Origin of the sequence: Sporosarcina koreensis (genome assembly GCF_000826145.2) — a bacterium.
Taxonomy (GTDB): domain Bacteria; phylum Bacillota; class Bacilli; order Bacillales_A; family Planococcaceae; genus Sporosarcina; species Sporosarcina trichiuri.
This window is the reverse complement of the sequence record NZ_LN651337.1, coordinates 477,944-504,074: the sequence shown is the minus strand read 5'-3', so window position 1 is coordinate 504,074 and position 26,131 is coordinate 477,944. Positions and strand designations below refer to the sequence as shown.

30 protein-coding genes are annotated in these 26,131 nt (G+C 50.8%); 6 read left to right on the top strand and 24 right to left on the bottom strand.

Annotated elements, in window-relative coordinates; translation table 11 throughout:
- The first annotated feature begins 185 nt into the window (after positions 1-185).
- Both BN1190_RS08160 and BN1190_RS08155 read left to right on the top strand, forming a co-directional pair.
- Positions 186-986 carry a hypothetical protein gene (locus BN1190_RS08160; RefSeq protein ID WP_040286450.1) on the top strand — a complete coding sequence of 267 codons (801 nt, stop codon included), beginning with the start codon at positions 186-188 and terminating at the stop codon, positions 984-986.
- A gap of 91 nt (positions 987-1,077) precedes the next feature.
- Complete coding sequence (locus BN1190_RS08155; protein WP_040286449.1) at positions 1,078-1,533, top strand: hypothetical protein; 456 nt, start codon at positions 1,078-1,080, stop codon at positions 1,531-1,533.
- 409 nt (positions 1,534-1,942) lie between these two features.
- Here the strand turns inward: BN1190_RS08155 and istB are convergent, their stop codons facing one another.
- The 9 genes from istB to BN1190_RS08120 form a co-directional block, all read right to left on the bottom strand.
- Complete coding sequence (istB, locus tag BN1190_RS08150; RefSeq protein ID WP_040286448.1) at positions 1,943-2,668, bottom strand: IS21-like element helper ATPase IstB; 726 nt, start codon at positions 2,666-2,668, stop codon at positions 1,943-1,945.
- A complete protein-coding gene (locus tag BN1190_RS08145; protein WP_244898700.1) occupies positions 2,665-3,675 on the bottom strand; it encodes an IS21 family transposase in 1,011 nt (336 codons plus the stop codon). The genes istB and BN1190_RS08145 overlap by 4 nt, the downstream gene beginning before the upstream one ends.
- Entirely contained in the window at positions 3,627-4,082 is a 456-nt protein-coding gene (locus BN1190_RS15225) for a hypothetical protein (protein ID WP_244898699.1), read from the bottom strand. The genes BN1190_RS08145 and BN1190_RS15225 overlap by 49 nt, the downstream gene beginning before the upstream one ends.
- Positions 4,083-4,310: 228 nt before the next feature.
- A complete protein-coding gene (locus BN1190_RS08140) occupies positions 4,311-4,766 on the bottom strand; it encodes a hypothetical protein (protein ID WP_040286447.1) in 456 nt (151 codons plus the stop codon).
- Positions 4,767-4,936: 170 nt separating this feature from the next.
- Positions 4,937-5,152, bottom strand: coding sequence for a sigma factor-like helix-turn-helix DNA-binding protein (locus BN1190_RS15220; protein ID WP_244898698.1), 216 nt, complete (start codon positions 5,150-5,152; stop codon positions 4,937-4,939).
- Positions 5,153-5,167: 15 nt separating this feature from the next.
- Positions 5,168-5,428, bottom strand: coding sequence for a hypothetical protein (locus BN1190_RS15215; RefSeq protein ID WP_244898697.1), 261 nt, complete (start codon positions 5,426-5,428; stop codon positions 5,168-5,170).
- Between the two features lie 271 nt (positions 5,429-5,699).
- Complete coding sequence (locus tag BN1190_RS08130) at positions 5,700-7,043, bottom strand: hypothetical protein (RefSeq protein WP_144036079.1); 1,344 nt, start codon at positions 7,041-7,043, stop codon at positions 5,700-5,702.
- Between the two features lie 114 nt (positions 7,044-7,157).
- The gene (locus BN1190_RS08125; protein WP_040286445.1) at positions 7,158-7,691 is read right to left on the bottom strand and encodes a hypothetical protein; all 534 of its coding nucleotides are present in this window, start codon (positions 7,689-7,691) and stop codon (positions 7,158-7,160) included.
- A complete protein-coding gene (locus BN1190_RS08120; protein WP_179860808.1) occupies positions 7,688-7,861 on the bottom strand; it encodes an XtrA/YqaO family protein in 174 nt (57 codons plus the stop codon). The genes BN1190_RS08125 and BN1190_RS08120 overlap by 4 nt, the downstream gene beginning before the upstream one ends.
- Positions 7,862-8,398: 537 nt before the next feature.
- Here BN1190_RS08120 and BN1190_RS08115 point away from each other — a divergent pair.
- On the top strand, positions 8,399-8,710 hold the full coding sequence (locus BN1190_RS08115; RefSeq protein ID WP_040286443.1) for a hypothetical protein: 312 nt from the start codon (positions 8,399-8,401) through the stop codon (positions 8,708-8,710).
- Between the two features lie 40 nt (positions 8,711-8,750).
- Here BN1190_RS08115 and BN1190_RS08110 read toward each other — a convergent pair whose 3' ends face one another.
- Positions 8,751-9,716, bottom strand: a complete 966-nt coding sequence (locus BN1190_RS08110; RefSeq protein WP_052461762.1) for an alpha/beta hydrolase — start codon at positions 9,714-9,716, stop codon at positions 8,751-8,753.
- A 183-nt stretch (positions 9,717-9,899) separates the two neighbouring features.
- Between BN1190_RS08110 and BN1190_RS08105 the strand changes: the two genes are divergently transcribed.
- Together BN1190_RS08105 and BN1190_RS08100 are read left to right on the top strand one after the other, a co-directional pair.
- Positions 9,900-10,286: a hypothetical protein gene (locus BN1190_RS08105; RefSeq protein WP_040286442.1), complete on the top strand. Its 387-nt coding sequence runs from the start codon at positions 9,900-9,902 to the stop codon at positions 10,284-10,286.
- A 285-nt stretch (positions 10,287-10,571) separates the two neighbouring features.
- The gene (locus tag BN1190_RS08100) at positions 10,572-11,306 is read left to right on the top strand and encodes a YqcI/YcgG family protein (protein ID WP_040286441.1); all 735 of its coding nucleotides are present in this window, start codon (positions 10,572-10,574) and stop codon (positions 11,304-11,306) included.
- Positions 11,307-11,352: 46 nt separating this feature from the next.
- On the opposite strand, the gene pstB (BN1190_RS08095) is transcribed toward BN1190_RS08100, so the two are convergent.
- The 11 genes from pstB (BN1190_RS08095) to BN1190_RS08045 all read right to left on the bottom strand — a co-directional run bounded on the left by pstB (BN1190_RS08095) (position 11,353) and on the right by BN1190_RS08045 (position 21,465).
- Positions 11,353-12,132: a phosphate ABC transporter ATP-binding protein PstB gene (gene pstB, locus BN1190_RS08095; RefSeq protein WP_098060152.1), complete on the bottom strand. Its 780-nt coding sequence runs from the start codon at positions 12,130-12,132 to the stop codon at positions 11,353-11,355.
- A 13-nt stretch (positions 12,133-12,145) separates the two neighbouring features.
- Entirely contained in the window at positions 12,146-12,976 is an 831-nt protein-coding gene (gene pstB / locus BN1190_RS08090; protein ID WP_082023316.1) for a phosphate ABC transporter ATP-binding protein PstB, read from the bottom strand.
- A gap of 15 nt (positions 12,977-12,991) precedes the next feature.
- Positions 12,992-13,876, bottom strand: coding sequence for a phosphate ABC transporter permease PstA (pstA, locus tag BN1190_RS08085; RefSeq protein ID WP_040287222.1), 885 nt, complete (start codon positions 13,874-13,876; stop codon positions 12,992-12,994).
- A complete protein-coding gene (pstC, locus tag BN1190_RS08080) occupies positions 13,876-14,808 on the bottom strand; it encodes a phosphate ABC transporter permease subunit PstC (RefSeq protein ID WP_040286439.1) in 933 nt (310 codons plus the stop codon). The genes pstA and pstC overlap by 1 nt, the downstream gene beginning before the upstream one ends.
- Positions 14,809-14,842: 34 nt before the next feature.
- Positions 14,843-15,757: a phosphate ABC transporter substrate-binding protein PstS family protein gene (locus BN1190_RS08075; protein WP_040286438.1), complete on the bottom strand. Its 915-nt coding sequence runs from the start codon at positions 15,755-15,757 to the stop codon at positions 14,843-14,845.
- A gap of 177 nt (positions 15,758-15,934) precedes the next feature.
- Positions 15,935-16,639 (bottom strand): response regulator transcription factor, encoded by a 705-nt coding sequence (locus BN1190_RS08070; protein WP_040287221.1) that lies wholly within the window; start codon positions 16,637-16,639, stop codon positions 15,935-15,937.
- Between the two features lie 112 nt (positions 16,640-16,751).
- Positions 16,752-17,426 (bottom strand): hypothetical protein, encoded by a 675-nt coding sequence (locus tag BN1190_RS08065; protein ID WP_040286437.1) that lies wholly within the window; start codon positions 17,424-17,426, stop codon positions 16,752-16,754.
- A gap of 118 nt (positions 17,427-17,544) precedes the next feature.
- Positions 17,545-18,870, bottom strand: a complete 1,326-nt coding sequence (locus BN1190_RS08060; RefSeq protein WP_040286436.1) for a sodium-dependent transporter — start codon at positions 18,868-18,870, stop codon at positions 17,545-17,547.
- 31 nt (positions 18,871-18,901) lie between these two features.
- Positions 18,902-20,155, bottom strand: a complete 1,254-nt coding sequence (locus tag BN1190_RS08055; RefSeq protein ID WP_040286435.1) for a hypothetical protein — start codon at positions 20,153-20,155, stop codon at positions 18,902-18,904.
- 20 nt (positions 20,156-20,175) lie between these two features.
- The gene (locus BN1190_RS08050) at positions 20,176-20,490 is read right to left on the bottom strand and encodes a nucleotide excision repair endonuclease (RefSeq protein ID WP_082023379.1); all 315 of its coding nucleotides are present in this window, start codon (positions 20,488-20,490) and stop codon (positions 20,176-20,178) included.
- Between the two features lie 180 nt (positions 20,491-20,670).
- Positions 20,671-21,465, bottom strand: coding sequence for a VLRF1 family aeRF1-type release factor (locus BN1190_RS08045; RefSeq protein WP_040286433.1), 795 nt, complete (start codon positions 21,463-21,465; stop codon positions 20,671-20,673).
- Positions 21,466-21,643: 178 nt separating this feature from the next.
- Between BN1190_RS08045 and BN1190_RS08040 the strand changes: the two genes are divergently transcribed.
- Positions 21,644-22,345, top strand: coding sequence for a YjjG family noncanonical pyrimidine nucleotidase (locus BN1190_RS08040; RefSeq protein ID WP_052461761.1), 702 nt, complete (start codon positions 21,644-21,646; stop codon positions 22,343-22,345).
- A gap of 76 nt (positions 22,346-22,421) precedes the next feature.
- Here BN1190_RS08040 and BN1190_RS08035 read toward each other — a convergent pair whose 3' ends face one another.
- The 3 genes from BN1190_RS08035 to BN1190_RS08025 form a co-directional block, all read right to left on the bottom strand.
- Positions 22,422-23,405, bottom strand: coding sequence for a YecA family protein (locus tag BN1190_RS08035; RefSeq protein ID WP_040286432.1), 984 nt, complete (start codon positions 23,403-23,405; stop codon positions 22,422-22,424).
- A gap of 68 nt (positions 23,406-23,473) precedes the next feature.
- Positions 23,474-25,042, bottom strand: coding sequence for a sensor domain-containing diguanylate cyclase (locus tag BN1190_RS08030; protein WP_040286431.1), 1,569 nt, complete (start codon positions 25,040-25,042; stop codon positions 23,474-23,476).
- A 94-nt stretch (positions 25,043-25,136) separates the two neighbouring features.
- Positions 25,137-26,063, bottom strand: coding sequence for a patatin-like phospholipase family protein (locus tag BN1190_RS08025; RefSeq protein ID WP_040286430.1), 927 nt, complete (start codon positions 26,061-26,063; stop codon positions 25,137-25,139).
- Positions 26,064-26,131 lie beyond the last annotated feature (68 nt).

The following is a 26,131-nucleotide window of genomic DNA, read 5'->3' as shown; positions in this document are numbered from 1 at the left end:
GATTTGTTTATTAACTTCATTGTGTACAGGTAATGAATACCCTATTCCTGCCTGGGACGTATTGATAAATTGCCTTTTGTGCTGGTCTTTGCCAAGACTTGCACAAAAGGCAGGTTTCTTTTTGTCCATTTCTGTAACTTCCCCTCGCCTTCACCCGTCTCATTCAGCTGAAGGAGTGATAAATCATGAGGAAACTGATGATGATTGCCTTGCTCGTCTTGACAGCTGCTGCGTTGGCGGCTTGCGGGCAAGGTAAAGATGATGGAAATGGAACGAATGAAAACAACGGCGGGTCAGCAGCACCTGAAGAGACGGCCAGCCTGGCAGCGTCGGAGCCGACATTGCCGCCAGGGTTCGAGGATCGCAGCAATGCCGAGGAGCCGAAGGGCTTTTTGGCTGAATTGGCGGATGAGAACAAAGCCTATGAACACGCCTGGGAAGCGTACGGTATGGAAGGCGAACGCCCGGACATCGACCTGTCCGATCAATCCATCCTGTTCGTGAGCCTTCAGGAGTCCAGCAGCTGCCCGCACAAACCGGATACGATGGAATTGGATGGTCAGCAGCTGACGATCGGCTTCGAGCCGCTGCCAGATGCCTGCACAGCGGACCTGGCTCCTCGGACTCTTGTCTTCGCTGTGAAAAAGATGGATGACGATAAGGCGCTTTCGTCCGTCCTGCTCAAAATGCCCCAGCAGGATGTGAAGGTGCCGGTCACGCCGTATGACACAGAATACCAGCCTTCCGGACAGCCTGAATCAGCCGTCGAGAGTACCGGCAAGATCACTGCGATCGAGGATGGCCGCCTGACCGTCATGATGGATGACATGAAGCAGGAAGTCGTCGTGTTGACGGAACAGATCGATCCGGCGAAACTGTCGTCCCTCAAGGTCGGCGATCAAGTGACGCTCACGCATGACCAGGCGTTCACAAAGTCGATTCCCCCGCAAACGAACGGGTACGACATTGAGCCTCTGAAGAAGTAAGTTATTGGACGAAGCTCCCCTTGTAATTCTCCGCGCTGGCGGGTAAGCTGAAAACATCTTGCGAACACACCGGGGAGGTTGTCGCTGTCCTATGAAAGAGACTTGGAAAGAACTGAAACAAAGCAGCCGGGGCCGAATGATCTATCTCGGTCTCCTGCTGCTGCTTGGGCTCGGCTATATGGGCACTGAAATCAGGAAAGTGAAGCTAAGCCGCTCATTGGGGTCTATTGAGGATTTGTCGAAAGCTGACGTCATGCAGCTCGATTCCCTGCATGGCACGTCCGTCGGGCTGCAGATCGGCCTGCTTGCGATCATCGGTCTGTATGCGCTGTACATCTTGACGGGTCCGTCGGCGTCTTTACTTACCTTCGTCCAAGTACACGCGGCTGTTCTGGCCGTGTTGGCGGTGATCGGTCTGCTGCTGGCACTTCTGTTCAGAGCATCGGTGCTTGCGATGATCCAACCGCTTGCCGGGCCGGCTGTCATCATTGGCGCCGTGTATTTCTTCTATATGGTTCGGCAGAGTTTTGCGAAGCCGGCGGACTGACAAAAACGGACTTGACTGCCTATCAGTCAGGTCTGTTTTTAAAAATCAAATTTTCCTTACTTACCGACTTGCGCCTTCTCTATATGCTAAGTTTTCGTTCGTCGAAAAATTCAGACAATATACTGGTTTATGTCTGAATTGTATGAAGCACAGGCACGCTATGATTTTTTCTGGCATAGAAAAAGCACCCCGAAGGATGCGAGTTTACTGAAAGAAATGATCGATAACTTCTTTTGAAGATTTGAAACCATTTCCTTCTTGATCTTTATAACGAAAGTTTTCATTCCTATAGCTATTCAGGAGACCTTCTCGACTTTCCAATTCAACTTCTAATTCGTGGATTGTATTTTGCAAGTTTAAAGTGCAGAGATTTGCAATGAAAAATACAGAGGGTTGCCACCCGAGTATTTTACATTCTTTTGGATAAAGCATTGGTCAACCGGAAACTCTGTCCTGTATAGGAGATGATGTGCGCATGATGGATCAACCGATCCACCATGGCTGCCGTTAATCTAGAATCTGAAAAGATACGGTTCCACTGACTAAACTCCAGATTTGACGTTAAAATCAAGCTCTTTTGCTCGTACCATTCTGAAATCAGTTGAAACAATAATTCGCTCCCTTCTTTTTCAAAAGGCAGATACCCCATTTCATCCAGAATGATCAACTCGACCATTTCAAGCTTTCTGCGAAAGTTTTTCAATTTCCTTGCCGCTAATGCGGACTCCAATTCTTCCACGAGCCGGGACACCCGAAAGAAGCGCACTTCATAACCCTTCAGACAGGCCTCGCGGCCTAAGGCGGTGGCCAAATGAGTCTTGCCGGTACCAGGCGCTCCCACCAGAATCACATTCTCTTGCCTGCGGATGAAAGTGAGATTGCACAGTTCCTCCTTATCCAAGTGTCCTGGAAAGTGAATATCCTTGTGCCAGTGGTAGTTATCCAGTGATTTCTCGTCCAGAAAATGTGCTTTCTTGATATTACGAAATGCTTTGGCATGATCACGTCCATCTCTTTCTTTAAGCAGAAGACCGTGTACAAATTCTTCGGGTGTCGTAAACGGGACGTCGGCGTAGCCATCGGCTACGTGGGCAAGCCGTAGTTGCCGGCACAGTTGCTCAATGGATTCTCTCATGACTGGACCTCCTGCTGCTCCGGCTGTAAAGCATCATATTGAGACCACTCTACATCGTACGGATGAGAGGGGGCTGGAGAAGCAGTCATCAACTCATAGAAACGCTCTTCGATTTCATTCATTTCATGCTGGATCAAAAGTGAAATCATCTGTTCAATTCGTTCCTGGCGCTGCCTCCCATCCTTGACGGATAAGTAGTTCAGTATGCGAGGCGGCAGATACCGACGATAGCAGGAATGTTCGACCACCCTCGGTTTAGTGCGCCAGATTTTCAAAATCTCATACCAGGGGATCAAGCGTCGTTTTTCTAGATAAGGCCTATGGTCGCTCAGGAGTACTTCGCCATCTTCCGTAATGATTTTGAAGATGTCCCAGTAGGCGACACACGTCAACTTCGCATGTTTCCTCGCGCCAGGCACGTGAATGAGACGGTTATCCAATTTAAATTCGCTGTACTTGTTAAAAGACGCGTCTGTTTGCTTGAATACGGGATAATCCTCGTCTGGCAGCTTCCGAAGTACTTTTCTTTCTTCCTGCCACAGCTCTTCGATCAGTTTCTGCTTTGTATAATGGAGTCGCTGTCGGTCCTTCGTCAGTACTTTGAGCAGCTGCGATCGAAGATCGTCCCAATCTATCATGATCGGTGGGACACTGAAGAAGTTGTAGCGTACATAGCCTACCTTCCGCTCCACATGTCCCTTTTCGTTCCCTTTGTTTGGATTGCACACCTGCACGTCAAATCCGTAATACGCCTGGAAAGCGGCGAAGCCATCCGTCAACTCTGCTTCTCCGTGGGAGCCGCGCACTTTCTTCACGGCGGGAGATAAGTTGTCAATCCGGATACTGAGCGGAACACCGCCCGCTTGTTCAAAAAGCATCTTTAGTCCGCTCAAGAAACACTCCTGATTTTCCGATGGCATTGGTACGCAAAAAGCTGCGTTGCTTGCCGGGTAGGACATCACCAATGCACGAACATCCTTATAGACGCCCCCTTGGACAGCTTCCATGACTCCAAAATCAACCTGCGCCTGCCAGGAGGATGTTCCAAACGCTCCGCTTCCGTATCAGGCGAACTTTTCTCGTCGTTGGAAGCTCGCCAAGTTTTGATGAAGTCACACAGGGTCCGATAGGATCCTGTAAATCCTAACTCCACCAACTCCTGATGCATTTGCTTGTTCGTCCGCCGACTTTTCCGTCTTTCCCTTGCAACCTCTTCCAGCCAGTCGCCAACAATTTCTCCCCACTTGCTTTCATACATCATTCCTCTTCGTTTTTTTATTTTCATTTCGGGTAGTTGATTGTCATCCGCATATTTCTTAGCGGTCCGCCAATTGATCGACATGGTCCTGGCGATTTCAGATATCGTCAATCCTTTATTATCTCGTAGTGTTTTAATACAATGAACTTCAGACATTGCTAGCATCCTTTCCTACCTCCACCTGTTAGATTCGACACCTATACAGTAGAGGGACTTGGGGTGGCTGGCAAGTCTTTTTTTATGCACCAAAAAAGTGCGGGACTCTGTACAAATCACTTGCACAAGTCTGCACTTCTATTTTGCAATACACAATACCTGTAATATTCGTTCGACATATATCGACACATTACCACTTTGCATAGAAAAAGCACCTCCGAAGAAGCGCTATGAATGTAAAATAACTTTCGCTTTATATATCTTGCCAAGTGAACTTTTAAAAAACATGTAAGTTTTCAACTTCTTGATACCTTTGCTTCTGAGATAATTATAAATTGGTTCGTAAGATAACTTGTGTTCATAAAATTCTCCGGGATTTAATAATATTTTTACGTTCTGGGTTCCATCTGGGAATGCCATTCTCGCCTTATTAAATCTACTCATTTGTAAGGTGCATTCCGCTAAATGAATTGGAATCTTACCGGTATTTACAATCTCCAAGTTTATGAAAACTGGATGTCTAAAAATGTCCCCGGCGTAGCTAACCCCATAGCTCATTGTCGATTTGACCTCAACTCGTGGTTTATCGTCCCTTTTCGCTAAATATAATGCCACTATTACAGCGCTTATGGTTCCGATAGAGGTTAACCAATCAGATATATTACCTAAATCATAAATTATCATCCCGCTCACCCCCATCTGACACTATTCGCCCAGAAAGGTGAAAATCCTTTATTTATCACTCGTTACGTACGGGGCAGTCAGAGGTGTCTGAGTTGCTCAAGCGCACCCCTCCTTTAATGGTTCCCCTCACTTATACAGACTTCGTATGACAAGCGTATGACAAGGAACATTCAGGACACCCGTTCCAGCACCTTTTCCTTTGCTCGGCTGATGTACTTCTGGACGGTCGCCTTGCTTACGCCGATCTCTTCTGCAATCCGTCCCATACTCATCTTCTGCCCAATATGCAAGATGTAACACTGCTGCTCCCGAAGCGACATCGCACCGAATATCTGCGAAAGGAGGATATTCTCTTCCTGCGTCATATACAGCTGTTTAGCACCCATATCCTCCAGCTGCTCCTAAATGTCCGGAATCAGATCCATACTCTCAAAATACTGCCGCTGATAGATCGCCTTTTTGTCCGCACCGCGATAGTTCCCAGGTTGCCGCCCGGTTGCCATCCAGTCCATGGAATACGCCATACTGTCGATCATGCTATTGATCTGCGTCAGGTCCTGTTTGGTCGACGGATCCAGCCGCTCCAGTCCATCTCGCATGGCCGTCAATCCCCTCTTCCCTACCTCATACTCCCGCAGCAACTGATCCGCCCAGTTCTCCATCCTAACTCCCCCTATCGTTTTCTGACTGCTCCCCGCCGCCGTGTATACGTGCCTCGATTCGTGCCCATCAGATCAGCCAGTTCCCGGGCAGACAGGCGCTCTACTGGCTTGTCCGCTGTATTGGTATGTTGAATTCTTTCCGACTTACCTCGTCGCTCCTGTGCCTCTCTCATGACACCCCTCTTTTCTGTTTGAAAATAAAAAAAGAGGACAACAAATGACACAGCGCAATGCTGCAATCAAATGTTGTCCTCTGGTTGGCCAGGGCGGACTATTTTATATCAAGTTGGAATAGCTCCCATTGCATGATAAAGCCATCAATAACTCTCCATCTTCCTTCTTCAGAACCTCTAACGTAAGGAGTTCTTTCATCGTCTGAGTAAATCAATCTGAATGTTTCATCATTGAACTTTATTTCATCTTTGACCTTCAATCCAACTTTAACTTTCAATTCAGTTACTGCGGGAGCTTCATCTCGTATTTCTAGTATTTCGTAACTATCAATATCAATGTCCTTTAGTAATCCTTTTAATTCTCCGGCTTTTTTAGCCTTCGTCATTTTTCTCGAATCATAAAAAATTCGATCTGATAAATGACCAAAGTTGTTATCGTTAATATATTTAAAGATTTCAATCAAACTTCTTTCAGGTGTACCTTCCTCAAAATCTTCAACTCTTCCCTCCTTAGGAACAGAAACACCCACTTCAATGTCTCTTTTCTTCCATTCATCCATCATATCTTTTTGCTGGTCCAGTTTTTCTCTCGTTGTAGCATAATTTGATAATGAAGAGAGGGTTTCTTCTACGCTAGGAGCTGCATAGAATTCTTTGGTTTTTCCGGATTTCATTTTCTTTTTAGCTTCTATCCAATCCATAAGTGAAAAAATTACAGCTAATAATTTACTTGAAACAACAGGATTTGCATAGTTCAAATCTCTCCCATGTAAAATACCATTCCTGTAAGGTATCTTAATCTCTTCAATGTTAGTTTTCCTTCTAGTTTTGGACATTAATTTTGAAACTTCGTTTAGTCCTGATTCATGACCTACAACTGAATCCCAAGCAATTAAGTCCGTACTTTCCGCAAAAAATCCTGTTGCTTCTTCTTCGTTAACGAATCCATCAATTATCATCAAAAAGAGTGGTATACATGAATAATATCTCCCACTGAAGTGGTCATCAGTAGCCAATTCAAATAAGGACGATCTTCCCCCCAGATGTCTTTTAGCCCGGTTGCATAAATGGTTCACCTCTTCTCTATTAGTATAATAACTAGTTAAATATTCTTCTCCATCATCAGTTCCATTTTCATTTGCAATTTCAATGCTCTTTTCCATAATTTCAACACTTAATGACTCGAAAGCAATCCATCCTGTATCTTTGAAAGTTTCATTAAAGCTGTCCGGTAAAGTGAAGAGGGAGGCGAATTCCTCATCAATCCTTTTCACTTGACTTTCAAATTTCATTTTTTGAAGAGGTGTGATTTTCATCGATTTCATAAGAGTTTTATTGCCTAGCAATTCTTTAATTCCGCTTATATGATTTCTTATCTCCGCAATCGAAGTAACATTTTCTATTTTACTCAAAACTCTTCTCCCTCTTTCCGCCGCATCCATGTAACTTTTTCTTGGTGCGTAACGATCTAATCTTCACTGTGCTTATTGAGTGACAACAAATGACACAGAGCTATGCTGTAATCAAATGTTGTCCTCTGGTTGGCCAGGGTGGATTTATTTCTTTTTCTTCGCTAAGTGACTAAGATCTTGGGCATATTTGTGATTCAAAAAATTTTCTTCGTCAACTGCATCTATACTTTCTAAGTTTGCGATTCTCCAAAGAACTTCTTCCGCATCTTGCATTTCCTCGCTAGTTAGTTTTACATTTTTTAAAAGTAACTGATTTTGAAAAAGAAGATAAAACTCTATTTTGTCGTTTGTTAATGAATCACCCCTACTGAAGAGATACTGAATAATTGGCATCATAATTGTTACTATAATGACAAACCCTGCAAAGAATATCATTTTTTCATCGGTACTCGTTTCATTGCTTGTTATCGTAAAGACAATTACCGAAATTGCTTGGATAACTAAAAGTACGATTGGTAAAATTTTTAAAGTTTTAGAGTACTTCTTATTCTTTTTCATCTTACTATAGTAATACAAATTCATGTCAATTCTATCAAATGTTCTAGGTTTTTTAAGGAATTTATTAATGTCAGCCTTCCTAGCCTTATCCCGGTTCTTTTCACTCTTTTTACCACTCAAAACTCTTCTCCCTCTTCCCTCCGCATCCGTCTCACTTTCCCCTGATGCGTTACGATCTTGTATTCACCGTGCTCTGGTAATTCTCGCAACTTCGCTTTCCCCTCCGAAATTACCACAACACAGTTTACCGGTAGATCAATTATACCAAGATAATTGAGAAATGTATCCATATTTAATGGAATGTCTATGTTCACGTGGACCTCTCCAATTAAAGTTAGATGTTCCTGTGTATTACACAACTTCGACACTATTCTGACTTGTGTCTGAATTGTATGATGCACAGGCACGTGACACTGAAATTACCAGACATAATACATTCGAGCAACCAAAGTCTTCAAAAACAGCTCAATCTCCTCTTTGTGTTATAAACCTGATTTTCATTTGAATTGCACCATGTACAGTTGCGCGTTAAGTAAAAACTTTGTACCTTGACCGGTGATGAAACCGCCGATTCCTTTGGAGATCATACAGCCCCACTTGCCCTCGACTACCCAGTCCTTAGTAGCGCTGTTGGAATCGGACAATTCCTATCCAAACAAAAAAGAGAACTCGGTGAACTTGTTACGGTTCAATCGACCTAACTTCGTCGCGAGTCCATCTGAAAAGAGAAACGTGCCTGTGTGTCACACAACTCCTAAACTGAGTGACATGAGTGACATGTGCCTGTGTATCACACTACTTCGACACTATTCTGATTTGTTTCTGAATTGTATCTTGCACAGGCACTTAACGATTATTCCCTGCATGGCACGTCTGTCGGGCTGCAGATCGGTTTGCTTGCCATTGTCGGCCTGTATGCGCTGTATATTCTGACAGGACCGGCGGCGTCTATACTTACCTTTGTTCAGGTACATGCAGCTATGCTAGTCGTACTGGCTATGATCGGTCTGCTGTTGGCACTTCTGTTCAGAGCATCGGTACTTTCATTCGTCCAGCCGCTCGCCGGACCGGCTGTCATCATTGGCGCCGTGTATTTCTTCTACTTGGTTCGACAAAGCTTTACAAAGCCTGCGAGCTGATAAAAACGGAAGCTGACCAATGACGGTCAGCTTCCGCTTTTCATTTAACGATATTACCAAGAAACTGCCCAACTTTCTCCCTATACAATCCCGGCTCCTTCGCATACGACTCCCCATGATTCGCGCCTTCGACAACAAGCAGTTCGGTACTGCTGGAGGTGCTGTTGTACAACTCCAATGCGTTCTTCAGCGGGACAAAGGTGTCGGAGTCGCCGTGGATATACAGGATCGGCACGTCCGTATGCTTCACCGCTTCCAGTGAGTTCGCCTCCCGGAAGAAATACCCTGCCCGCAGTTTCGTGATCAGGCTTGTGCTGTCGAGGAGCGGGAATGCCGGCAGGTGGAACATCCGGTTCATCTGGTAGGCGAACAGCTGATAGACCGAGCCGTACGGACTGTCGGCCACGATCGCTTTCACCTGCTTTGGCAGCTCTTCTTCTCCGCTTGCCATGAGGACGGTCGCCGCACCCATGGACAGTCCATGGTAGACGACTTCGGTCTGCTGGCCGAGCTTTCCTGTCAGAAGGTCCGTCCAGTCGATCAGGTCGAGCCGGTCCGGCCAGCCGAATCCATAGTAGGTTCCCCCGCTCTTTCCATGTCCTCTGGCATCCGGCATGAACAGGTTATAGCCGAGCTCCTGGTAGTAGAACATGCCGAACAGCCCCATCTGTTTGGCGTTGCCGAGATAGCCGTGCGTCAGGATGACGAGCTTACCGGACGGCTTGGCAGCAGGCAGGAAGTACCCGTTCAGCTCGATGCCGTCGCGGGACGTCATCGTCAGCTGTTCAAAGTCCTGATCCGCCACCCATGATGTCCAGTCGCCGTTCAGATAGAGATCCATCGATTCATCCGCCACATCGAGGTCGGCGTTGTTCTGAAGGAATTCTTTCGGTCCCCGCTTGATGGCGAGATCATAGAAGAATATGCCGCCCGCCAGCTGGATGAGGACGAACAATGCGATGACCCCGACGATGATTTTTTTCCAATGGTTTTTCAGCAGCTTCATGCGGTCCCCTTCTGTCTTCTAGTAGTTACTACAAGTATATAGCAGTCTGCCCCGGAAAGGACAGTGCAGACTGCTGGTGTTCAGCTGCTCGGCCTGCATCGTTTGACAGTGCCTGCTGACAGGGAAAAGGAAAAGGAATAGGACGGACTCTGTCGAAGACGGATGTACCGGGGAGGTGTTCGGATGAGTGTACTCAAACTGATGCTCCTGGCCGCATTCGCGCTGCTTTTGACTGCATGCGGAGATGCCGGCATGGGGAATCCTACGGCAAAAAATATTTTAAAGGAAAATCCGGAAGCCGATATCGTGCGCGTCGGCAGCTTCGTCTATACGGCGAGTGAGAAGCCTGCAGCTGAGATGACCAACCTGGAAAAAGGGTTCAATATCGGAAAGGTGAAAAAGACGACGGATTCGCCGTATTTCTTCCATGACTTCTATGCGAGCCGCCTGGAAAAAGGCTCAAAGATCTATTCGACAGACAAACATGGCAGCCGGGAGGATACGCTGTACATCCTGGTCATTGAAGAGGACGGTGAACTGTACGAATACTATACTCTGCTTGAAGGATGACTCATCTATGTAGGCGGCACTGCTGGGCAGTCCCCAGTCGGAGCGGGCCGGGTATTGGTTTTCCACTTTCTGCCGAAAGTGCCCCTCAGGCGGGACAGAGTCGTGCCGCGGCTCTGTGATGCTTCAGTCTATGTCAATTCCAATAGGATTATTCATCGCAGATCCTGATTATCGAACGGACAGCTCCGGACTTCTAAACTTTTTTCCGTTGGACGGTTTGGTCAGCTGAAATCGAGGGAATTCAGGAAACAGGAAGATTGGTAAGGGAAGAAAGGATGACGACTTGTGATAGATACGAAACAGGCATTGCTGACGAAAGAAGACCTGACAACAAGAACGGATCTGCCTGAATGGCTGATCCGCGAATATACGACATTCCATGAAACGGTTACGGATAAAACGTTCCCGTGCTATTTCGGTATGAACGGCGAACGGAAAGGTGAGCTCCGCTATGCCTACATCACCCAGGATGACTGGAGTAATCTCCCGCAGGCGCTGACAGAATTCCTCGCACTGTTCGATAATCCAAAACATAAGCGGCACGGCTTGTTCGTCTTTGTGGAACCATTTGAAACGGAAGGGACACTGGATGAATACCGGAAGCAGTTCTGGGACATTCTTCAATATCTGCACGATGAGGACGAGATCGAATGGCCTGCAGACAGCCCACGGGATCCCGACCACCATCTGTGGGATTTCCGGTTCCATGGAGAACCGATCTTCGCTTTTGGCAACACACCTGCCTATAAACAGCGGAAGACACGGGACCTCGGCAATGCGATGGTGATCGGGTTCCAGCCGCGTAAGATCTTCAAAGGACTGACCGGTACTGAAAAAGGCGGCATCATGTCACGCGAAAAAGTCCGCGAGCGCGTCGAAGCGTGGGATCATCTGCCGAAACATCCGGATATCAGCCATTTTGGCGACCCGGATCATAATGAATGGAAGCAGTTCTTCATCGGTGATGACAGCGAACCGATCCAAGGCAAATGCCCGTTCACCCATAAGGAAATGAAATAAGCCGTCCATACCGGGCGGCTTTTCCTGTGCCTGTATTGTCGTCCCGTCAGCCGAACTTCCCTGCAATATAGTCGGCTGTCTCCGAAAACTGGGGGTTGCTGAACACCCTCTTCGTCTCCCCTGTCTCCTTCACTTCCCCGTTCAGGAAGAAGGCTGTCCGGTCCGAAATCCTTTGTGCCTGCTGCATGTTGTGTGTGACAAGGATGATCGTGAACCGCTCTTTCAAGGACTTGATGAGCTGTTCGATCCGTGCGCCGGAGACCGGATCGAGCGCGGATGTCGGTTCATCCATCAGCAGGATTTCCGGCTCCACTGCAAGCGCACGGGCGATCATCAGCCGCTGCTGCTGACCTCCTGACAGGCTGGCTGCCGGCTTCTTCAGATCATCTTTCACTTCCTCCCAAAGGGCAGCGGACTGCAGACATGATTCCGCGATCTCGTCCAGTTCGGATTTCCTGAACGTTCCATGGATACGCGGCCCGTATGCAATGTTGTCGTAGATGGAAAACGGGAAAGGATTCGCATGCTGGAAGACCATCCCGACTTTCTTCCGGAGGGCGACCGTATCTTCCGTGCGTTTCGTGATGTCCTCACCGCCGATCCAGATGGAACCGGATGTCCTTGTTCCAGGAATCAGGTCGTTCATGCGGTTCAGTGAGCGGAGGAATGTCGACTTTCCGCAGCCCGACGGACCGATCAGGGCGGTGATCGCCTTCTGTTCGACAGTCAGATCGATCCCTTTCAGCGCTTCGTTCGTTCCATAGAAAAATCGGAACTGTTCTGTCCGGATTGCCGGTTCGTATGTGGGCACGGCAGCTGTCTTCATCATGTAGATCCCCCTATCCGATTTGTCCCGAGACGTATTGTTTCGTCCGTTCGTCCAGCGGCTGATTGAACAGCTGCTCCGTGGCTCCGTGTTCGACCATGTGCCCCATGTAGAAATAGGCGGTTTCGTCTGATATGCGTTTCGCCTGCTCCATGTTATGGGTGACGATGATGATTGTGATCTCCTGTTTCAGACGGCCGATCAGCTCCTCGATCTTTGCAGTCGATACAGGATCGAGCGCGGAGGCCGGTTCGTCCAGCAGCAGCACATCCGGCTGCATGGCAAGGGCCCGCGCGATACAGAGACGCTGCTGCTGACCACCTGACAGACGGAGCGCCGAACTGTGCAGCTGATCTTTCACTTCATCCCACAGGGCGGCTTTCCGCAGGCTGTCTTCGACGATCTTGTCGAGTTCTGCCCGGCGCCTTTCCCCATGGCGGATCGGACCTGCAGCAACGTTCTTGTAGATCGATTTAGCGAAGGGAACCGGCCGCTGGAACACCATGCCGATCCGTTTGCGGACTTCCAGCAGATTCACTTGCGGCCGGTTCAGCTGGATGCCGTCATAATAGACGCCGCCTTCCGTCCGGCAGTCCGGAATGCTGTCGTTCATGCGGTTCAGCGCCCGCAGGAAGGTCGATTTCCCACATCCTGATGGTCCGATCAGCGCTGTCACCGTGTTTGTACGGAACGTCAGACTGACTTCCTTCACTGCCTGGACGCTTCCATAGAAGACCGACAGCCGGTCCGTTGACAGCTTCGGATATTCCCGTCCGGAACCTGTGGCTGCGGTGACATGCGCACCTGCAGGTACTGACGGGTTCCTCAATGTGACTGCCTGCATACGATCACTCCTATTCTAGCTTGCACTCATTTTTTTGAAGACGAAGCGGCCGATGAAACGTGCTGCCAGGTTGAACAGCAGGATGGACAGGATCAGCAGGGCCGCGGCACCATCTGAGATTGCGGCCGCATCCGGCATGATGCCTTCCCCATTGATTTTCCAAATATGGACGGCCATCGTTTCGGCGGGTCTGAACGGATTGAGCGGTGACACCGGCGACAGTGGATTCCAGTCACTGAAATCGAGTGCCGGCGTACTCATGCCGGCTGTATAGATGAGTGCCGCCGCTTCCCCGAATACCCGGCCAGCCGCCAGGATGATCCCCGTCAGCAGTCCCGGCAGCGCAGCGGGCAGAACGATCTGTGTAATCGTCTCCCATTTGGAGAACCCAAGTGCAACGCCGGCATCCCGCTGTGCACGCGGCACGTTCTCAACCGATTGCTCGACGACCCGGACAAGCAGGGGCAGGTTGAATACGGACAGCGCGAGTGCTCCGGATATGATGGAGAATCCCCAGCCCATATAGATGACGAAAAACAGAAAGCCGAACAGACCGACGACAATCGAAGGCAGGGACGACAGGACTTCTATCGCGACCCGCAGACCGCGGATGAGCCAGCTGTCTTTCGCGTATTCAGCGAGATAGATTCCTGCGCCTAGTGCGACAGGCAGCGAGAATACGAGCGTCAGAATGAGCAGGTAGAACGAATTGAACAGCTGCGGGCCGACCCCGCCGCCGCTTGTGAAGATCTGCGGTGGCGAGGTGATGAATTCCAGGCTCAATATCGGAAGCCCTTTGACGAATACATAACCGAGAAGCCCGCCGAGCAGCGCGAGGATCAGTCCTGCGATGGCGTAAAGTCCGGCCGTTGCAAGCCGATCCGCCTGTTTTGCATTGATCATCGGCGTTTCCTCCTTCCGATCCAGCGGACACTGAGTGTGAACACGAGTGACATGAGCAGCAGGACGAGTGCGAGTGACCAGAGAGCATTGTTTTCCGCAGTACCGAGAACGGTATACCCCATCCCCATCGTCAGGATGCTCGTCAATGTCGAGGCAGGCTCGAACAGTGAATGCGGCAGCACGGCGGCGTTGCCGATCACCATCTGGACTGCAAGAGCTTCACCGAATGCGCGTGCCATTCCGAAGATGACAGCCATCAGCAGTCCCGGTTTGGCGGTTGCCAGGATCACTTTACAGATCATCTGCCAACGTGTGGACCCGAGTGCGAGAGACGCTTCCCGGAGCTGGCGCGGGACTGACTGGATCGCATCGAATGCAAGGCTTGTCACTGTCGGCAGGATCATGACCGACAGCACGATGGTGCCTGCTGCGATTCCGAAGCCGCTTCCTGATACATGGTCCCGCAGCAGCGGGACGACGACACTGAGACCGATGAAGCCATACACGACGGAAGGAATTCCGACAAGCAGCTCGATCACCGGCTGCAGTATGGTCCTTCCCGACTTCGGCGAAATTTCACTCATGAACAAGGCGGCACCGACAGCGATCGGCGTGCAGAGGATCGCCGAAAGCCCGGTGACCGCAAGCGACCCAGCAAGGAACGGCAGGGCGCCGATGATCGGCTGGCCCGATCCAGTTTGCCGGCCGGGATTCCAGGAGGTTCCTGTGAAGAATTGTTTCACGCTTCCGCCGTTCACCGTGAATGTCGATATCCCTTTTGTAAAGACGAGGAAGAAGATTGCCGCAGTCAGCAGTGCGGTCATCAGAACGGCGGCAAAGGTCAATCCTCTGCCGATCCGTTCAGTGTGCTGTTTTCTGCTTCGTCTGAATAACGGATGCTCCGTCTCTTTCACTAACTTGGCCATCATCCGTTCCCCTTTCTGCGAAGACTGCGTTCTGCAGTTACTTTGTTTTCTCGATGGTACCTTCTGCATCCCGCTCGACTTCCATACCGGTCACCGGCAGGTAGCCCATCTCAGGAAGCAGTGTATCCTGTACGTCATCCGACAAGATGTAGTCGATCAGCTCTTTCGCGAGCCCGTCCGCTTCCCCATTCGTATACATGTGCTGGTAGGCCCAGATCTCCCAATTGTTCGTTTCGACTTCCTCTTTGGTCGGAGAGACACCATTCACTTTCAAAGCCGTGACGGAATCATCGAAGTACGAGAACGCCAGATAGCTGATGGCGCCTGGTGTTTCGCTGACAATCTTCCGGACAGTGCCTGAGGAATCCTGTTCCTGGGCGTCCATCGGTTCGTTCCCGTCCAGTCCGAATGCCTCGAATGTGGCGCGGGTGCCGGAGCCTTGCGCCCGGTTGATGACCGAGATTTCCTGGTCCGCTCCGCCAAGCTCTTTCCAGTTCGTCAGTTTGCCTGTGAAGATATCGATCAATTCTTCCGACGTGACATCTTCCACACCGGTATCCGGATGGACGACCGGCCCCATGCCGACGACTGCCACTTTATGGTCAACGATCTTGCTTGCATCGATTCCGTCCTTCTCTTCAGCGAAGATATCAGAATTTCCGATATCGACAGCTCCTTCACTGATCTTGCTGAGCCCTGTGCCGCTGCCGCCTCCCTGGACGTTGATGACAGCTCCCGGATGATCTGCGCTGTATTGCTGGGCTGCAGCTTCAACTAGCGGCTGGAGTGCACTTGAGCCGACCGCCGTAATGTTGCCTGATGTTTCTGCGGCAGGTTCCTTCGCATCTGCCCCGCCTTCTGACTGTTCTGCTTTTGACGAACTGCAGGCTGCGGACAATCCGGCACACAATAGAATAGCTGCTGCGAATGATAACCGATTTCTTTTCTTCAATCTGTATCCCACCTCAACATTTTTTTACAGCTCTCGTTCGCTGCTGTATCTATACTGTAACGAAGCAGTATTAAGGGCACTTGAAGCGGAAGTAAAGGTTATGTAAAGATCATATATTGATAGCTTTACACGAAAAAAACCGCCTGGCATAGGCGGTTTCGCGGTATGTATGCAGGATCAGTCACTGATCCGTTCCAGTTTGTAGCCGAACCCCCGGACGGTCTTGATATACATCGGCTTCCTGGAATCCCGTTCAATCTTTTCACGCAAGTGGCTGATATGGACATCTACGATCCTTGAATCCCCGGTATATTCATAGTTCCATACTTTGTCCAGCAGCTGTTCGCGGTTCAGCACTTTGCCGCTGTGGCGCGCGAGGTACAGCAGCAATTCGAATTCTTTCGGCGTCAGGTCCAGCGGCTTCCCGGAGAACTGGGCCTCGATCCGTTCTGGATAGATGATCAGCTCCCCGATGCGGAACGGCTTATCCTGCTGCGGCTCAGGTTCTGGAACGGTCAGCCGGGACCTCCGGATGATCGCTTTGACGCGGGCGACCACTTCCCGCGGGCTGAATGGTTTCGTCAAATAGTCGTCAGCCCCCAGTTCGAGTGCGAGAATCTTGTCGAATTCCTCCGATTTTGCGGTCAGCATGAGGATCGGTGTCTGGATTTTCTCCTGCCGCAATGTCTTGCATACTTCCATGCCGTCCATTTCAGGCAGCATGATGTCGAGAATGATCAGATCCGGCCGGTTTTCCGCTGCCATGGTGACGGCTGACTGCCCGTCATGCGTGACATCCGCCAGAAATCCCGACTGTTCCAAATTGTATTTAAGCAATGCAGCTATGGACGGTTCGTCTTCGACAATCAAAACCCTGTTCATCCCTGTCAGCCCCTTTTTCAGTACTTTCACACAAAGCGATAGTCTCCTACCTAATGTAAAGGGTAACCTGTCAAATGTCTACACAATCCTGGCCGAACAGGGATTCCCTGGTTCAGTCAGCTGGATCGTCTGCTCCATTCACTGCTTGGAACAGTTTATCGTGAATTTCCATACTGGGGTCCTCAATGTAAAAGTCTCCGATCTTCCCCTCTTTCTTATTGAAGACCGCTTTTCCAACCATGTCAAAGCGTCCGGGTTCCATGCCGTCAACCGCCATCTCGACAACTGCCGTGATATTGTACTGGTTGGACGCTGTCTTGACGTCACTCTGGGTGACCTCCGCTTCAATGAGACGCAGACTGTAATTGGTCTCTTCAATCAAGTGATACCGGAATACCCCTGTTGCTTTCAGCCGATACAGGCCGTCTTCGGTGAAATAAGGTCCATACAGCGATTCGATCAGGGAATCATAGTCTGCTTGTTTCTCTTTTTCGCTCCCCGGACTGGTCATGATCTCATGCATGACCGCCTGGTATCTGGGGTTCGGCCCGTTCAGTTCGATATTCAGGACGGACTGCACTTTCGCAATCGCCACCGCGGGGATCAGCGTGTCTTCCGTCTTCCCTACTTCCTCTTTCAGCTGAACGGTTCGCGCTGATTCCTTATCCGATTTCAGGTCCTCTGTATGCGGAGCATCCGTTTTCTCTGTGCATCCTGCGAGCAGCAGGCTGAGCACATCTGCCGCAGCTGAGAAACCTGCCCGCCGTCCCTCTTTCCATCTCCCCATGTTGCCGCCTCCCCGTCTTGTTTTCATCTGCCATGCTAATGTATACGTCCATGAAGACCGGTAAGGTTCAGAATTCCAATAAAAAAATCCGGCACATCCCTGTACCGGATTCCAATTATTATAGTAGATCAACAATCCATGTCGCGAAAATGATGACGATCGCTGCCGGCACGATATACCGGACGAGCGTTTTCCAGATTGTATGCAGTGTCGGATTCATCTTCAGTTCATCTGCAGTATCCTGCTGGCTCAGCACGAAACCTGCAAAGACAGAGACGGCGAGAGCGCCAAGCGGCATCGCGATCCGGCTCGTCAGCAGATCCGCAAAATCGAAGATTGAACCGCCGAAGATCTGGACGTCCTGGAGCAGGCCGAATGACAGGGCACTCGGAATCCCGACGATGAAGATCAGGCCGCCGAACAGCCATGCAGCACGGCCCCGCCGTTCGACTTTGCTTCGGATTCCCGTCGACACGACAATTTCAAGCATTGCAATTGCCGAGGTCAGGGTCGCAAACAGCATAAGGATGAAGAAGACGAGCAGGAAAAAGCCGCCGAACGGAATTTCGTTGAAGATGGCCGGCAGAATGACGAAAATCAGCCCGGGGCCTTCCGCAGGCGATTGGCCGAGCGCGAAAACGGCCGGAAAGATGACGATTCCCGCGAGCAGGGAGATGACGATGTTAAGTACCGAAACGTTCACGGCAGACTGCCCGAGCCGCTCTTCTTTGTTCAGATAGGATGCGTACGTCATCATAGCGGTGACCCCGACACTGAGCGAGAAGAACGCCTGGCCAAGCGCGAGCAGGAAGGTCTTTCCGTTCAAATAGGACCAGTCCGGCACGAACAGGAATTTCAGCCCTTCCATTGCACCGTCAAGCGTCAGCGACCGGATTCCGAGAACGACGAAGAAGATGAACAGCAGCGGCATCATCCACCGGCTGGCCCGTTCGACGCCGCCCCGGATGCCGCTCTGGACGATCCAGATGGTCAGCATGAGGAAAGCGGCCTGGGCGATCAGCACCTCGAATGGATTTTCGATGATACCGTTGAACAGCTGTCCATAGCTGACATTGCTCAAGCCGCCTGTCAGGGACCGGATCAGGTAAGACAGGATCCAGCCGCCGACCACACTGTAGAATGACAGGATGATGAACGACGCGGCCAGACCCATCCAGCCGGCCCAATTCCACTTCCTGCTGCTCGACAGCCGTTCAAGCGATGTGACGGCGTCCGCCTGTCCGCGCCTGCCGATGACAAACTCAGCCAGGAGGATCGGCAGACCAATCGCCAATGTGCAGAGGATGAACAGCAGCACGAACACACTCCCGCCATTCATGCCTGCCATGTAAGGGAATTTCCATATTGCGCCGAGACCGATTGCACTCCCGGCCGCCGCTAAGATGAATCCGATTTTCGATGTCCATTGTTCCCGTTCTTTCATTCCGTACCCTCGTTTCAGGCAAACCAGCAGTTTACACGTCGTTTAGATTTTTCAGATCGCCTGTCACCGCGTCGACACACTCTTCGGAATCGAGGAAGCCGCACAATTTATACCGCTCCGTTTCCTGGTGATAGACATAGACCGGATCCATGGTGATGAACGGCACCATCTCGTCGAATGCACTCTCCTGCGAGACGGTTGCGACGAGCGGCTGGGTGAAGCCTTCGAACAATCTTGCCATTTCATAGGAATCCATGTAATTCAGCACTTCATATGTATGGACATCCATCAGCAGTTTCAGTTTTCTGCGCAGCGGCCCGTTGATGCCGCCGACCATGCGGCATTCGGCTTCGATGATCCCCGGCTGCCTGTACACTTTGTACAGCTCCCATTCCCCTGACTCATCCGACACTGCGGATCCCAGGAAACGGGCAGCCGATCGGGCAGCTTCTTCGAGATCTGCACTATTCAGGTTTTCAGACGGCTCAGCCAGAATCCGGAATGCCTCGTCCGCAGCAAGATTGGAACGGAACGGAGTGACCGGGTGCCGCACATCGCTGATCTCTTCTTCTCCCGTCCAAGTCAGGAGGGCGGCCGGGAAGCATGCCCCCTGGTCTTCCGTATCATACGGAAGCACATGACCGTCCTGTGTGATATATACTTCATCGATCGCATAATAATCCGCAAACCGCTCTTCTTCCTCGATCGGCAGACGGACGAGTGTCAGCTGCTCCCGGACGAGCGGCTCCACATCTTCGAGCGTCAAGTCGAATACAGCCGGCTCGAACACCTGTGATGCGAGCAGGGGCATGATCGCTGTCAGCAGGCGGCCGTCCGCATCCCATTCGATCTTCATATGGGATTCGGTTGCCAGAGGGAACCCTCCGTGTGTCAGGATTGCTTCGTACCCATCTTCACCGGCAGCAGTCAGCGTCAGGGACTGTCCGAATTCCAAGCCGGTCTGCTGTTCAGCCCACTTTTTGAAAAAAGCGGTTTTGTCGCTGTCCGCAGTGAGCGGCATTGCACATGACGTGCCGCCGGCTGCAACTGCCAGTGTGATCTGTCCGAAGCGGAGGGAATAGTCGACGGACACTGCGCCATCCGGCAAGTTCACGTCTTCCTCCTCAACATCCGTATCAGCCGGGTACCAGTCGCAGGATACTATGATGTCCGTGCCTCCGAACGCACACGGCCGTTCAAATAACGACGTATTATGCAGACGGCAGTTTTGCAGGCCGATCATCTCGCTGATCTGCTCTGTGATCTTCTCAATTCGTAAGTCCACTGCTGACGCCTCCTTGGAAATTATTCGAAAAAGACTTTATCGGTATTGTACTTCGCACGCATGGTATTGATGATGTACGTTTCGTAAATTTCGCGCTCCATCGGGTCTTCAACTAGGATGACGCCGATCTTATTCACTTCGTCCCGGTGAGGTTTCAACGGGGACACGTTGTCCTCCAGATGTTTCTTCACTCGCGGGCGCAGTTTCCGTGCTTTGCCGACGAACAGCAATTCGTCCTGTTTGTTGTAGAACAGGATGATCCCGCCTTTGTCGCGTGGAATCTCATGCAGATCGACGAACCCGTTCACCGGGGTGATCGGTGTTTCGGATGCCATCTGTTTCTGCAGGCGCTGTTCAATTTTTACAGTGATTTCAGGGATGGTAATCGATATCAATACAGTCACGTCCTATCTCATTTTGTTAGTATCCTACCACACATTCCCCATGAATGCGATTTGTCATTATTTTTCGACGAAAAGACCGCCCTTATACATGGACGGTCTCTGCTGAATTTTTTATTTGCCGAACACTTCATGGAGCACCTTATCCGCGCCGGAATTATTGAGATTCTTGTGCTGGATGCTGTCCGGCTTCTTCTGCATGGCAGCTGCGAACGCCTGCGCATATTCCGCTTCGCCGATGATGTGGACTTCATCCCAATGCCGTTCTTTTTTCATCTTACTGATGTCACCGGCAAGTGATTTGTAGAACCGCTCGAGATTCTCTTTCAATCTATCATCCAGGTCGTCCACGTGGCTGCCGCCTGTGCCGCGGTTTCCTGAAGGGTTGAGCCCTTTCTGTTCACGCCAGACGTCGAGTCCGGAGTCGAATGTATAGGTGAAGTCATCGCCGACGTAGCCCATTGCAGTATCCAGGAAACGGACATTGCCGAAGCTCGGCATGACGATTCCCGAGTTCGGATAAGCGCTGAGCATATTATGAAGTTCGTCGATGACGGGATGGTCTTCCCAGTAGAAGTTCGTTTCAATCGGAATTTGCACGTAATAGACGGAAAAAAGTTCAGGATCCGCTGACGCAAAGATGACGACTCCTTTTTTCAAGTCGTTCCGGTTGTCCTCGATCTCCTTGACGACACGGTCTTTCGCTTTCTTGAATGCTTCTGTTTCCGCTTTGTCATCTGCCGCAGCCAGATATTCTTCCAGCCGCTTGAAGCCGGACTTCAGCTGGATCTTCCAAGCACCCTTCTGCTGATCAGGGTCTGCCGGGTTGGTGTTCAGATAGACACTGAGGACACAGCGGTTCTCGCAATGGAAATCTTTCAGAGTTTGAAGTTCTTCACTAAGTGACATAGTCGCTTCGACCTCCTCATAGTTTGCTTCCCTATTCCTCTTTCCCTTCAGCATTAAATACTAAACGGGATTCAGATCGGTTTTCTAAAAATTCATGCAGTATTCCGGATGGGTTGTCCGTCGGTTCCACCAATGATATACTGCAGAAAAACATGAAGATGGACAGGTGATGAAGTAAATGGATTACGATGTATTTCTATTCGATTTGGATGATACCCTGCTTGAATTTGAAACAAGTGAGCGCAATGCGTTCAAACGGGCATTCACGGAAGCTGGACTTGCGGAAGGACTCGATGCATACCGTTCGGAATACCGCAAGATCAGCAGCGTTCTCTGGCGGGAGCTTGAAGAAGGCAGGACGACGATGGCCGAACTGAAGGTAAGCCGGTTCCGGGAATTGTTCCGGCGGTTTGATATTCGGCTGGATGCCGATGAATTCTCGGAGACATACTTGGCGATGCTCGGAGAGGAGGCGCACCTGATCGACGGAGTGGTCGATATGCTCGACTCGCTCGGCGATGCTCCGCTTGCTATCGTGACAAACGGTTTCGTAAAGGCACAGATTGCACGTATCGCCTGTTCCCCGCTGAACGAGCGCTTCAAGGTCATTCTGTCGTCCGAAGAAGCAGGCTATCAGAAACCGCGGCCGGAAATCTTCCGTGAGGCACTTGAACGTCTTGGAGCGGACGAAACTTCCCGTGTACTGATGACCGGTGATTCCCTCACTTCGGATATCAAGGGCGGAAATCAGGCCGGCCTCGATACATGCTGGTTCAATCCGGATAAGCTTGAAAATAAGACTGACGCTGTACCTACCTATGAAATTTCAGACTGGCGGGAATTCTCGTTCGGGAAATCGGCCGCAGGCACCAAGGGGTAACGAAGCAGCCATCCTTTCACTGAAAACAAAAAAGGCAGCGGACCGCAATTCAGTTGCGGTCCGCTGCCTTTTCATGTCACTTTTTCCGTTCAGCGTATTCTGAGAGACCGGTATAATACCGGTTCAGCGACGATGGGGAAACCTCGAACGAACCGGCAATCGCTTTTACCGTGAGATCGAGAGGCTCGATCAGACCGCTTTCCATTCCATAACGGATCGCTCCGGCCGCGACGGCTGCATCTTTCCGTGCGTTCGGCTGCTCCTCGACCAGGTAATCCTCTACAAGGTCAAGCAGCTGGCCGCTGTCCCGGCCGTTCTCTTCCAGGAACGCTGCCAACCGGCTGAGGACACCCTGCTCGAAATGGGTGAACTCCTCCCCTTCATAGCCATTTTCGGCGAGCGCCTCCCATAAGGAAACAGCCTGCGCTGCCATGAAGGCTTCCGGTTCCTCAGACTGAGCTCTGAACCTGCTGACAAACGCTTCGAACACCGGCTGCTGATCAACCGGGAAGAAGATCAGCGTCGAGACGGCCAGAAGACGGCCGTTTTCTTTGTCTTCCGGCAGCGTGAAGCACCAGAGATGGACCCCGTCCGGTATGGGCTTGCCTGTTTCTTTCCGAAGCAGGACCTCTTTCTCCCTCAGTCGGTCCATAACAGTGATCGTCTCAGCGTCCGATGTCTTCACCTGACCAAGAAGTGTGAGGGGGGTCCCCCAATTTTCCAGAAGCCGGATGATGGAAGGCCGGATCGCTTTCTTCAGCTGTTTCTTAACAAAGCCTGCCCAAATATCATGACGGTGATGGAAAAAGAATTCATCAAGCGCAATCGCTTCGATCATTTCTTCATTATAGGAAGAGGCGAGCGGCCGTTTCCAGTTGAGTGCAAATTCCCGGTAGTCCCCGAAATCCTTCTTTTTCGGGTATTCGTCATAGAACGCCTGCAGGGTCCGCTCGATCTCTTCGGATTTCACGGCCTCTACGGTCGTCTGTTCATTCGTCTCACAGCATTTCTTATGCTTTTTCCCGCTGCCGCAAGGGCACGGATCGTTTCTGCCAATCATAGTCAACACCTGTTTCTTTATAAGCTGTTGTATAGTTTATCACTTTTATCTGTCTCCGGGAAGGGTGCCTACACTGTAGGTTGGAATTCCTCTGCATCGACGACACGGTTACGGCCATTTTCTTTGGCGTAATACAGGCACTCATCAGCAATTTCAATCAGACGTAAAAAGTGGATGGCATGTTCCGGCAGCTGAGCTGTCCCAGCGGAGAATGTGATCGGTTCACCGACAGGGCTGTTCTCAGCAGAGATATCGATCCGGAGCCGGTCTGCAAAGCGGGCCGCTTCCCTGCTGGTTCTGCCGGGCAGAACGATGACAAACTCCTCGCCGCCATACCGGTAGCAGGTGCCGGCTGTCCCGGTGTGCTCCGTCATCTTGCGGGCCAGGAACTTCAGCACCTCATCGCCGGCACTGTGACCGTATGTGTCGTTGATCCGTTTGAATCGGTCGATATCCAGGATGATGAGCGAGAATCCCGTTTTCTGCTCGGTCAGGGTGCACGTTTGTTCAGTCAGCGCCCTCCGGTTGAACAGGCCGGTCAGTGGATCTGTCGAGGACTCCAGTATGAAATGGTCCATTTGTTCCCGGTAATTCATGAAACTGTCATTGAGCGCCCTGTCCAGTTCGATCGCCTCACGGTACCAGGCCCCGCTGTCGACAGTCTGCGGACCGGTGCCATTCTTATGATCGGCCGCATACCCCGCAAGGCGTTCCAGAGGTCTTGCGATTCTGGACGCCATATATAGAATGAGCAGAGCAGAGAGGATAAGCAGCGGAATTGTTTTGACGATCATTTCCAACAGCATCCGATTCGCAGGAGCAAGCGCTTTTTCGGCAGGCCGCTGGGAGACGATGCCCCAGCCTGTCAGCGGGATGACAGCATATCCTGCAAGCATCTTCTGGTCCCGGCTGTTCACAAGCTGCATACTGCCTTCATTCCCCCGCTTGAGTTCTTCGATGACTTTGTTATTGTCAACATATTCCCCTACCCTGCTCGGATCCACATGGTACATGAGCATCCCCCGGCTGTCGACGACGTATACATACGAACCGTCCTCATAGAAATGCTGACCAAGCAGGTTATAGAGTACATTCTCTTCCGATAGATAAATGCTGCCGCCGACCATGCCGGCAATCTCCCCATCAGCGTTAAGGATCGGGGTGCTGATGAAAACGATCAGACGACCCGTTTTGGAAGTGAACGGCTCACTGATCTCCGGCAGACCAGTATGCAGTGATTTCACTGTATCCGTCCCTTGCATAGGCTCACCGACCAGCCCTTCCACACCTTTCGATGTCCCCCGGATGATGCCCCTGCCGTCCGTAATGACGACAGAGCTCAAGGATTCCGACTGGACCACCAGCCGTTCCGCTTCACGGTTCAAGTATTCGGTGTTTTCAAAGCTGACCGCCTTTGACAGGCTCGAAGCCGAATATGCGAGCGTCCGTTCCGTCCGCAGGAGATAGCCTTCTGTAATCTTCGCAAGTTTCTGGGCATATGCCGAATTGGTCTCCAGGGTGATGTCTTTCAGTGTCTGCCGGTCGGCCCGGTATCCGGCATACAGGCTGCTGGCGAGTGTAAGTATGATGGACAGGAGTGCCATTCCGAGTAACAGTTGTTTGATCGATCGCTTCATAGCCGGACACCGCCTTTAGTTTTGAATAGTTATATATACTCACGACTATTATGCCACACGTTAAGAAAGAACTAGCATTGGTTTTGGAGATTGATCAGCCAGTCATCCGTCTGTGGCGCAGAACAGGATGCCTGCCGGTGAACGTGGCGGTTTTCAGATACTTCTCGGCAGATCGGGTGCCCGACTGGAGGAGTTCCTGCTTCTCTTCATCAGAGAGGGCGAACTGTACAGCGGAGATCCCCTCCGTCGGAATGAACAGCACATCCTGTTCCAGCTGCTTTGGAATATGCTTTTGGTCATGTGCGTCTTTCATCGTCGAAAAGAGGGCTTCGTAAAGGGTGAGACCGTTCCGGATGGATTTTTCTTTTTTGTGTCCGGCTTCATACGTGAGCTTCATTCCGACAACTGGCTGTGCGGGCGGTTTTTCTGCTTCACCGAACACCCAGAGCGGGAAGTTGCTCAGCACCCCTCCGTCCACAGTGACGGCATTGCCGGCCAAGGAATGGAGGGTGACAGGCTCGAAAAAGAAAGGGATGCTGGTACTCATCCGCAGCGCACGGGCCACCGGGAAAAAGTCCGGCCGGAGTCCATACTCTTCCAGATCATCTGGCAGGATGACCAGCTTGCCGTTCGTCAAATCGGACACGACGATTTTCAGCGACCCTTCCGGCAGGTCTGCAAACGTGTACACCCCTTTTTCCGCAAGCAGGTCACTGAACCAGTTCTCCAGCGCTACCCCCTTGTACAGCCCCATCTTCCAGTACAGCTGGATCCATTTAAGGAATGGCACGGGAAACCAAGTCTTGCGGGCATCGAGCAGAGCCGGGAAGTCCTGTTCCATCAGGACGTCCTCCATCTCGCTGGCCGAGTAGCCGGAAGCGATCATTGCGGCAACGATTGCTCCTGCACTCGTACCGACCGTATTTTTGAACGTGTACCCATTCTCTTCAAATACTTTGCAGGCTCCGACAAGTGCGAGCCCTTTCATGCCGCCGCCTGAGAATACGCCATCTATCTCCAAGTTCTCTCCTCCCTTTTTTCTACTGTAAGGTCAGGAGGAAGTAAATAGAACAAAAAAGACCATCAGTT

Excerpts from the sequence above, each read along its gene's own strand:
- BN1190_RS08045 (WP_040286433.1), bottom strand. The coding sequence starts at position 21,465 with ATGTCACTTAGTGAAGAACTTCAAACTCTGAAAGATTTCCATTGCGAG.
- BN1190_RS08070 (WP_040287221.1), bottom strand. The coding sequence starts at position 16,639 with ATGAACAGGGTTTTGATTGTCGAAGACGAACCGTCCATAGCTGCATTG.
- istB (WP_040286448.1), bottom strand. The coding sequence starts at position 2,668 with ATGAGAGAATCCATTGAGCAACTGTGCCGGCAACTACGGCTTGCCCAC.
- BN1190_RS08050 (WP_082023379.1), bottom strand. The coding sequence starts at position 20,490 with ATGGCATCCGAAACACCGATCACCCCGGTGAACGGGTTCGTCGATCTG.
- BN1190_RS15220 (WP_244898698.1), bottom strand. The coding sequence starts at position 5,152 with ATGGGTGCTAAACAGCTGTATATGACGCAGGAAGAGAATATCCTCCTT.
- BN1190_RS08060 (WP_040286436.1), bottom strand. The coding sequence starts at position 18,870 with ATGAAAGAACGGGAACAATGGACATCGAAAATCGGATTCATCTTAGCG.
- BN1190_RS08120 (WP_179860808.1), bottom strand. The coding sequence starts at position 7,861 with ATGGATACATTTCTCAATTATCTTGGTATAATTGATCTACCGGTAAAC.
- pstB (WP_098060152.1), bottom strand. The coding sequence starts at position 12,132 with ATGAAGACAGCTGCCGTGCCCACATACGAACCGGCAATCCGGACAGAA.
- BN1190_RS08140 (WP_040286447.1), bottom strand. The coding sequence starts at position 4,766 with ATGATAATTTATGATTTAGGTAATATATCTGATTGGTTAACCTCTATC.
- pstC (WP_040286439.1), bottom strand. The coding sequence starts at position 14,808 with ATGATGGCCAAGTTAGTGAAAGAGACGGAGCATCCGTTATTCAGACGA.
- BN1190_RS08130 (WP_144036079.1), bottom strand. The coding sequence starts at position 7,043 with ATGGATGCGGCGGAAAGAGGGAGAAGAGTTTTGAGTAAAATAGAAAAT.
- BN1190_RS15215 (WP_244898697.1), bottom strand. The coding sequence starts at position 5,428 with ATGGAGAACTGGGCGGATCAGTTGCTGCGGGAGTATGAGGTAGGGAAG.
- BN1190_RS08065 (WP_040286437.1), bottom strand. The coding sequence starts at position 17,426 with ATGGGGAGATGGAAAGAGGGACGGCGGGCAGGTTTCTCAGCTGCGGCA.
- pstB (WP_082023316.1), bottom strand. The coding sequence starts at position 12,976 with ATGCAGGCAGTCACATTGAGGAACCCGTCAGTACCTGCAGGTGCGCAT.
- BN1190_RS08160 (WP_040286450.1), top strand. The coding sequence starts at position 186 with ATGAGGAAACTGATGATGATTGCCTTGCTCGTCTTGACAGCTGCTGCG.
- BN1190_RS08105 (WP_040286442.1), top strand. The coding sequence starts at position 9,900 with ATGAGTGTACTCAAACTGATGCTCCTGGCCGCATTCGCGCTGCTTTTG.
- BN1190_RS08035 (WP_040286432.1), bottom strand. The coding sequence starts at position 23,405 with ATGATTGGCAGAAACGATCCGTGCCCTTGCGGCAGCGGGAAAAAGCAT.
- BN1190_RS08030 (WP_040286431.1), bottom strand. The coding sequence starts at position 25,042 with ATGAAGCGATCGATCAAACAACTGTTACTCGGAATGGCACTCCTGTCC.
- BN1190_RS08155 (WP_040286449.1), top strand. The coding sequence starts at position 1,078 with ATGAAAGAGACTTGGAAAGAACTGAAACAAAGCAGCCGGGGCCGAATG.
- BN1190_RS08110 (WP_052461762.1), bottom strand. The coding sequence starts at position 9,716 with ATGAAGCTGCTGAAAAACCATTGGAAAAAAATCATCGTCGGGGTCATC.
- BN1190_RS15225 (WP_244898699.1), bottom strand. The coding sequence starts at position 4,082 with ATGTCTGAAGTTCATTGTATTAAAACACTACGAGATAATAAAGGATTG.
- BN1190_RS08040 (WP_052461761.1), top strand. The coding sequence starts at position 21,644 with ATGGATTACGATGTATTTCTATTCGATTTGGATGATACCCTGCTTGAA.
- BN1190_RS08145 (WP_244898700.1), bottom strand. The coding sequence starts at position 3,675 with ATGGAAGCTGTCCAAGGGGGCGTCTATAAGGATGTTCGTGCATTGGTG.